We start from the raw sequence: 5528 nt of genomic DNA on the forward strand, positions 1-5528 counted from the left end.
CCCCACCAAATGGCGGGGTGGCAGCGTGGCGCTTGCATGGGGACCCCCATAGGCCTACCGCCCGGGAGCCATGTCTGTCCTCAACCTTTCCGCCGATACCGACCGCCACGGCCGCACTCGGCTCGACGCGCCCGATACCAAGGTCAATGCCCGCGAGGTCTTCGGAGTCAATCTCGACCTCGAGGTTCCGGCCTTCTCCGAGGCCGACGAGCGCGTGCCCGATCTCGACCCGGCCTATGTGTTCGACCCCGAGACGACGATGGCGATTCTTGCCGGCTTTGCCTTCAACCGGCGGGTGATGATCCAGGGCTATCACGGCACCGGCAAGTCCACCCACATCGAACAGGTGGCCGCCCGCCTCAACTGGCCGTGCATCCGCATCAACCTCGACAGCCACATCAGCCGGATCGACCTTGTCGGCAAGGACGCCATCGTGCTGCGCGACGGCAAGCAGGTGACCGAGTTCCGCGAGGGCCTCCTGCCCTGGGCGCTGCAGACTCCGACCGCGCTCGTCTTTGACGAATATGACGCCGGCCGCCCCGATGTCATGTTCGTGATCCAGCGGGTGCTGGAGGTGGAAGGAAAGCTCACCCTCCTCGACCAGAACCGGGTGATCCGGCCGCACAAATGGTTCCGCCTGTTCGCAACCGCCAACACGGTGGGGCTGGGCGATACCTCTGGCCTCTACCATGGCACCCAGCAGATCAACCAGGGCCAGATGGACCGCTGGTCGATCGTGACGACCTTGAACTATCTGCCGCCCGAAACCGAGGCCAGGATTGTGCTTGCCAAAATGCCAGCCATGGACACGCCCGAGGGCAAGAGGGTGGTCGGCAACATGGTGAAAGTGGCCGATATGACCCGGGCGGGCTTCATCGCTGGTGACATATCGACGGTCATGAGCCCGCGCACCGTCATTACCTGGGCGCAGAATGCCGAGATCTTCGGCAATGTCGGCTTCGCCTTCCGGGTCTCGTTCTTGAACCGCTGCGACGAGGCCGAGCGGCCGCTGATCGCTGAATATTATCAGCGGGTCTTTGGCGAGGATCTGCCCGAAAGCGTGGTTTCGAAGGCGCAGCGCTAGGCGTTCCGGGCCATCAGGCCGCCGTCGACCGGGATGGTGGCACCCGTGATGTAGGATGCGCCAGGCTGAGAGAGCGCGACCGTCAGGTGGGCGACTTCCTCGGGCCGGCCGTAGCGGCGCAGCGCCGTGCGGCGCCGCGCGTAAGTGGCCTTGTCCTCCTCCGGGATGGCGGCGGTCATTCCGGTCTCGATGGGGCCGGGGCAGACGGCGTTGACGGTGATGCCTTCCTTGCCGAGCTCGACCGCGAGCGCCCGCGTCAAGCCCGTGACACCGGCCTTGGCGGCACAATAGGCGCTGTCTTGCGCAGTGGCGCCGAGCGCTTCGGTGGATGCGATGTTGACGATGCGGGGGTGGGCGGAGCGGCGCAGATAGGGCAGGGCGGCACGGATGATGCGCTGGTGTGCCACGAGGTTGACGGCGAGGATGCGGGCGAAGAGGGCGTCGTAATCGGGGGAGTCGATGGGGGCGAACCCGGCGATCCCGGCGTTGTTGACGAGCGCGTCGATCCGGCCCTGCCACTCCCCGATCTCGGCGACGACGCTGGCGATGGCGTCTGGGTCGGCGACGTCGAGGGGGAAGGCAAGGGCGCGTTCGCCGAGCTGCCAGGCGAGCTCGGAGATGCCGTCTTCGTTCACATCGGCGAGCGCGACGAAGGCTCCGCCCTCGGCGAAGAGGCGCGCGGTTGCCGCGCCCATGCCCGAGGCAGCGCCAGTCACAAGGGCAACGAGACCTTCAACCGATTGGGTTGGCATGGTGCTCCCTTCTTGGTTTTGGCCATGGGTTTGGGTCAAGCGACATTCAGCGAAACGGGTGGCAGGAGTCGAGGTGTGCGGGCATGCCCTGCTGATACTGCCTTCGGGATGTGGGGGCTTCGATCCGTCGCTGTCGCTTGTCGAAGTCGAGGATCCTGAAATCCTGACCCGGGAGGAGGGCTTCGATCGCGTGCGAGTTCGCAGCCGGGCGCAATTCCGGTTTGGCATTGCGCGCTAGCGATTGTCGATTACCGATCCGGTCCTCGCAAGAAGCCGATTATGCCCGGAGAAGGATCCGTTCACCTGCCATCGCACCATCCAGGTTGCGCGCGCGCCGGATCAAGCGGCGTGCCTCAAACCGGCAGGGCCGGCTCAGGCAGGTGCGACGAAGCTGTCGAGGACCATTTTGGGGCCAGCGTGGTCGAAGTGGACTTCGAGCTTGTTGCCGTCCTTTGCGCTGACCGTGCCGGGGCCGAATTTCTGGTGGAAGACGCGGGCGCCGACCTCGATGTCGGCTCGGGACGCGGCACCGACGGTTGACGCCAGCACCCGGCCCTCAATCATGTGGGCATGCGGAGGTTGCATGGAGGCGCGGGTCCAGCCGGGGCCGCGGCCCTGGCCGCGCGCCGCATGGGCGAAGGGGTCGTCCTCTCCGGTGACGGTGGCGCGCCAGAGGCTGGAGCCGCCCGTCAGCGTGGCCTCTTCGGCGATATGCGCTTTCGGAAGTTCGGCGACGAAGCGGCTGGGGATGCTCGACGTCCACTGGCCATAGACCCGGCGGTTCATGGCGTGGAGGATGGTCGCCCGCCTCCTCGCGCGGGTGATGCCGACATAGGCAAGGCGGCGCTCCTCCTCGAGGCTTGCCGGGCCGCCCTCGTCGAGCGCGCGCTGCGAGGGAAACAGCCCCTCCTCCCAGCCGGGCAGGAAGACATGGCCGAACTCGAGGCCCTTCGCCGCATGGAGCGTCATGAGCGTCACCTTCTCGCCGGCGTCGTCGCGGTCATTGTCCATGACAAGGGCGACATGCTCGAGGAAGCTCTCGACATCGGGCCAGTCTTCCATGGCGCGGCCGAGTTCGCGCAAGTTCTCGAGCCGGGCCTCGGCCTCGATGGCACGGTCGGCCGCGAGCATGGCGCGGTAGCCGCTCTCGTCGAGGACGAGATCGAGGAGGGCGGGCGGGCGGAGCGAAGGGGCGGCTTCGCGCCAGCGCCGGAGGCCGGCGGTCAGCGTGCGCAGGCCGGAGCGCGCCGGCCCCGGAAGCTCGTCGGTCTCGGCAAGCTGGGCAGCAGCGGCCTGGAGCGAGAGGCCAGAAGCGCGGGCAAAGGCAGCAAGCCTGGCCAACGACTTCTCGCCGAGGCCGCGGCGCGGCGTGTTGGCAATCCGCTCGAAGGCAAGGCTGTCGGACGCCGAAAGGGTGGCGCGCAGATAGGCCAGCGCATCGCGCACTTCGGCGCGCTCGTAGAAGCGAAAACCCCCGACGATGCGGTAGGGAAGGCCGATCTGGATGAAGCGGTCTTCGAACTCGCGGGTCTGGAATTGCGCGCGCACCAGGATGGCGATGTCGGCAAGCGGCGCGCCCTCGCGCTGGAGCCGCTCGATCCGCTCGCCGACGAGTCGGGCTTCTTCGGGCCCGTCCCACACCTGGATCACGCTGACAGGGTCGCCTTCATGCGCTTCGGTCCACAGCGTCTTCCCCATCCGGCCGCGGTTGTGGGCGATGAGACCACTTGCGGCGCCGAGGATATGGCCGGTCGAGCGGTAGTTCTGCTCAAGACGGACGATGCGGGTGCCGGGGAAATCCCGCTCGAACGAGAGGATGTTGCCGATCTCGGCGCCGCGCCAGCTGTAGATCGACTGGTCGTCGTCGCCCACACAGCAGAGTGTTGCCATGCCGCCCTCGGCAGGTGCAGCGAGCGCCTTCAGCCACTGGTACTGCGCGGCGTTGGTGTCCTGGAACTCGTCGACGAGGATGTGGCGGAAGCGGGCCTGCCATTCCGCCTTCACGTCGGCATGGGCGCGAAAGATGGCGAGCATGTGGAGGAGGAGGTCACCGAAATCGCAGGCGTCGAGGCCTCGGAGCTCGGCCTGGTAGGCGGTGTAGAGCTCGGCGGCGCGGCCGTCGGCGAAGCTGTGGGTGTCGGCTGCATCGAGGTCGCCGGGGAGCTTGCCGGCATTCTTGAATCGGTCGAGGAGGCTGGCGAATTGCTTCGCTGGCCAGCGCCGCTCGTCGAGCCCGGAGTTCTGGATGAGGCGCTTCAAGAGCCGTTCGACATCGTCGGGATCAAGGATGGTGAAATTGGCAGTAAGCCCGACGAGGCCGGCGTGGCGGCGGAGCATCCGGGCGGCGGTTGCGTGGAAAGTGCCAAGGAACGGCATGCCCTCGATGGCATCGCCAAGGATGGCGCGAAGCCGCTCGCGCATCTCGCGCGCCGCCTTGTTGGTGAAGGTGACGGCGAGGATCTGGCTGGGCCAGGCTGCGCGGGTGCCGAGGATGTGGGCAAGCCGCGCAGTCAGAGCCCGAGTCTTGCCGGTGCCAGCGCCGGCGAGGAGAAGCATCGGCCCCTCAAGCATGGTGGCCGCCAGACGCTGGGGCGGGTTGAGGCCCTGGAGCCAGGGCGGGTCGGGCTCGGGGAGGCTCGCCATCTCTGGCGGAACGGATAGCGAACTCAGCTGCCGGCCGGAAGGGGGGCGAGGAGATGGAGCATGGCCTTGCCGACCGGCCGTTCCACGAGCGTGGCGAAGCCGGCTGGGGCGAGCGGCTCACTCCGGCCAGTCTCGCAGGCAATGAGCGCGTGCGGGGCGATCCAGCCGCCCATGAGGGCGGAGGCCAGCGCGGCGTCCGCCAGCCCTTGGCCGTAGGGCGGATCAAGCAGGAGAAGGTCAAATGGCCTCGGCGCTGGCGGCAGGCGAGTGGCGTCGTGGCGCATCAGGGTCGCAACGGCGCCAAGCCGGGCGATATTGGCTTCGCAGGCATGGGCGGCCCGCGGGTCTACCTCGACGAAGGTTGCGTGGAGAGCACCGCGCGACAGCGCCTCGAGCCCAAGTGCGCCCGAGCCAGCGAAAAGATCAAGGACGAAGAGGCCCTCGAAGCTGCCGAGCCGGGAAGCCAGCATGGCGAACAGGGTTTCCCGCGTGCGGCTGGCAGTGGGCCTTGTGGCCAAGCCAGGCGGGCTTTCAAGCTTGCGGGAGCGCCAGGTGCCGGCGATGATCCGGATCATGCGCGCGAGCGGGTTGCGCGCGGCTGGGTGCAGGCCAGTCGGGCGATGTCGCTCGCCGGCACTTCGGCAAGCGCGCGTGGGGCAAGCGCACCCAATCCGAAGGGGCCAAAGGCGGTGCGGATGAGGCGGCTGACGCGCAGGCCGAGCGCCTCGCACAGCCGGCGGACTTCGCGGTTCTTGCCTTCAGCAAGGCGCATGGTGAGCCAGAGATTGGCCGAGCCTTGGCGTGATCGGCGGTCGATCTCGGCATCGACCGGGCCGTAGCGGATGCCATCGACCGTCATGCCAAGTGCGAGCGCATCAAGCGCGGCCTGAGTCACTTGGCCCATCACGCGCACCCGGTAGACTCGCTCGACCGCGTTTGCCGGGAGCTCGAGCTGGCGCTTCAAGGCCCCATCGTTCGTCAGGAGCAGGAGTCCCTCCGTGTTGAGGTCGAGCCGGCCGACCGGCATGAGCCGGGGGAGGCCGGCGGGG

At 67.8% G+C, this 5528-nt stretch carries 6 protein-coding genes; 2 read left to right on the forward strand and 4 right to left on the reverse strand.

Annotated elements, in window-relative coordinates:
- Positions 1-70: 70 nt before the first annotated feature.
- Entirely contained in the window at positions 71-1084 is a 1014-nt protein-coding gene (gene cobS, locus ACWIQA_RS07475; RefSeq protein WP_448582444.1) for a cobaltochelatase subunit CobS, read from the forward strand.
- On the opposite strand, the gene ACWIQA_RS07480 is transcribed toward cobS, so the two are convergent.
- Positions 1081-1836: an SDR family NAD(P)-dependent oxidoreductase gene (locus ACWIQA_RS07480; protein ID WP_448582445.1), complete on the reverse strand. Its 756-nt coding sequence runs from the start codon at positions 1834-1836 to the stop codon at positions 1081-1083. The two genes, cobS and ACWIQA_RS07480, sit on opposite strands and share 4 nt — an antisense overlap.
- A gap of 73 nt (positions 1837-1909) precedes the next feature.
- Between ACWIQA_RS07480 and ACWIQA_RS07485 the strand changes: the two genes are divergently transcribed.
- Entirely contained in the window at positions 1910-2074 is a 165-nt protein-coding gene (locus tag ACWIQA_RS07485; RefSeq protein ID WP_448582446.1) for a hypothetical protein, read from the forward strand.
- A 134-nt stretch (positions 2075-2208) separates the two neighbouring features.
- Here the strand turns inward: ACWIQA_RS07485 and ACWIQA_RS07490 are convergent, their stop codons facing one another.
- The 3 genes from ACWIQA_RS07490 to ACWIQA_RS07500 all read right to left on the reverse strand — a co-directional run.
- Positions 2209-4479 (reverse strand): ATP-dependent helicase, encoded by a 2271-nt coding sequence (locus tag ACWIQA_RS07490; protein ID WP_448582447.1) that lies wholly within the window; start codon positions 4477-4479, stop codon positions 2209-2211.
- A gap of 23 nt (positions 4480-4502) precedes the next feature.
- Positions 4503-5054 carry a 16S rRNA (guanine(966)-N(2))-methyltransferase RsmD gene (gene rsmD / locus ACWIQA_RS07495; RefSeq protein WP_448582448.1) on the reverse strand — a complete coding sequence of 184 codons (552 nt, stop codon included), beginning with the start codon at positions 5052-5054 and terminating at the stop codon, positions 4503-4505.
- Positions 5051-5528: pseudouridine synthase (locus tag ACWIQA_RS07500; protein ID WP_448582449.1), on the reverse strand; the 478-nt coding region annotated here is incomplete at its 5' end. The genes rsmD and ACWIQA_RS07500, both read right to left, overlap by 4 nt.

This window comes from Thermaurantiacus sp. (assembly GCF_053487655.1).